This is a genomic window from Microbulbifer sp. SE14 (genome assembly GCF_059834885.1).
In genome coordinates this window covers 1-2,355 of sequence record NZ_JCBAJA010000067.1, presented here as the reverse complement: position 1 = coordinate 2,355, position 2,355 = coordinate 1, and the positions used below count along the sequence as shown (strand labels likewise).

At 44.9% G+C, this 2,355-nt stretch carries 2 protein-coding genes; both read right to left on the bottom strand.

Annotated elements, in window-relative coordinates; all coding sequences use genetic code 11:
- Positions 1-311: 311 nt before the first annotated feature.
- Entirely contained in the window at positions 312-602 is a 291-nt protein-coding gene (locus AC6R19_RS22645; RefSeq protein WP_500582136.1) for a DUF4236 domain-containing protein, read from the bottom strand.
- A 127-nt stretch (positions 603-729) separates the two neighbouring features.
- On the bottom strand, positions 730-1,239 hold the full coding sequence (locus tag AC6R19_RS22640; RefSeq protein ID WP_500582135.1) for a hypothetical protein: 510 nt from the start codon (positions 1,237-1,239) through the stop codon (positions 730-732).
- Positions 1,240-2,355 lie beyond the last annotated feature (1,116 nt).

The following is a 2,355-nucleotide window of genomic DNA, read 5'->3' as shown; positions in this document are numbered from 1 at the left end:
CAGAACTGGAACCTGACGCTATCACAGCTGACGATCCACTTCCCGGACCGCCTGGAGAAATACATCAGCCTGTGAGGCTATTTGGCTGACACAGAGTTTTGAACACCCTCAACCCCAACAGAATCACGAGGCCAATCGAGTCCACGATGCTCGCGTTATAGCGAATATTTGGGATTAATGTCTTACCACCGCACTTTTTCATCATGAATTGCCGAGTAGCCAGGAGCCGTCACCGCCCCAGCCCTATAAGAACCGTACGTGCGGATTTCCTCGCATACGGCTCAAGCCGCTCAGCAGCGAATTGTTCGCACCTAGCGCAAGACCACCCAAATGATGATACCTATAAGGATAAGCCACAATATAGCTGACCCTGAACCTTCACTCGTGTACTCTTCTGGTGCTTTAGAATTTGACTTAGATTTCGTTATGTACCCGCTTGCAGACAAGCCGCTTCCACGAACACTAGCTGTGGCCTTAACACCTTTCTTTCCAGTATTTAGCGTAAGACCTTTTTCGCCGACAGATAGGCTGGTAATGCCGTTCTTGCCGACATTTAGCCTTACACCTTTCCCGAGCTTGATACTTCTTCTTTTCTTAAACATGAAACCTCCTTGTGTTGGCTAACGTTGCGCTCTGGGGCAGTTTGCTTTATGTATCTTTGTGCGAAAATGTGAGCGTAGCGAGTCGCAAAAAGATGCATAAAGTAAACTGTTCCTCAGCAGCGTCTTGTTAGCCTGGTTCCACTATTGGCTTCACAAGAACTGATAATTTCTCTTGTGCCTTCTTGGATAGCTTAGTAAGTTCTACAGACGCGATAGATGATGCCTCAACAGTTTTCTCCTTCCAGTCTTCAGTTCTATTTTTCTGAAGAAGTACTTCTGTAGCAGCGCGGACTATAATAGCTAACTGATCAGAAATCCCTTGCACTTCATCTCTAATTGTTGGTGCATAGAAATCCACTAGCATACGTAGGCGGTCAAGTGGCACTTTTTCTTTAATGAGGTCTCCTTTAAGGCGATTCCCATATCCTAGATCACCCAGTATTCCCATATTCAAGATCGAAGCCTGATCCGACACCTTTGATAGAAGCTCATGAATTGACTCAAATGACGAAATTAACCGCTTATGTTTATCTAGGTTGCGTTCATGCTTAAGCTTTTGCGCTGCTGTGTAGTAAGCAATTATTCCCCCAATTGCCGTACCTGATATTGCACCTATAAGTCCTAGCCATGCTGTCATTACTTTACTCACTTTTAAGGCTAACGTTGCCAGCCGGAGCATACAGCCTAGCCTGGTTATAAGGCGACGTTCCTACGGACATAATTCCAAGCTGCAATTGCACTGGCGCCACCAATTACGCCATATAGCCCGAGAAAAGTCGACGCCTGAAGACTAAATTATTTGACCGAGACACCGAACACTAATACTGGTGTTATTGCTCCCAGTACAAACCCTGAAACCAAATAAATCAGGAAGTACGACCATTCAGGAATTCGATATTTTTGACGAATCTTGATCAGTGGGTATGCGAAAATAACACACCATGAAAATGCTATAGGAAATACAATGAATCCAAAAAAAACAGCAGCTCCGCCGAACGCAGTAGAGCTAAGTAGCACCAGTATCAACGCACCTACAAATGCCGCTTGAATACTCGATACGATTACATGCTTCCACATTGCATTGCCTTATAGCGTCGCAATCAGCCGCGGCTAAGTTTGTGCGCTTTTGCGCGATAATGGAGCGCAGCTACAGCGCAAAAGTGCACAAACTTAGCCGTCGGCTGCACTGCCTGGTTAACTGAGAGCAGGCTCGGATCTGAGAACATCACGCTAAACCTCCTAGAATGAAGAAGAATACCACTGCATAAATTGGAATTATTATTATGCCCATAGCCACACCAATTCGAAACCTTCGGTTAGCCTGATTTTCAATAAGCTGCTTTTCTTGCTTTGAATACACTGTTTCACAACCAGGACAAACTATCTCGTCGTGCTTGATTGTGTGATGGCAATATAGGCAAGAAGTAGCCCGCTGCTTAAAAAGTTCGAATATTGCCCCGAGAGTATTCATTTCTTTGCTTTATCAGTTAACAGTTTTATTCAGAAGCCAATGGCTCTTTATCATTTGGCTATTGTGCACCGTTATCCAACCGCATACAAAGATAAATTTTTCCTTCTAAATCAATTGCCTACACCAACTTTCTAAATAAATCATTCGAGTGATCAAGAGCCCCATGCTTATTATGTAGTGGTCAAGTGATTTAGGCCACCGTCTTTTGAGTTTTCCAGTAGGCCTGCTCTGCCACATTGGGCGGCAACCCGTCGTTGTGCTTATGCGGCCGCAACGCGCTGT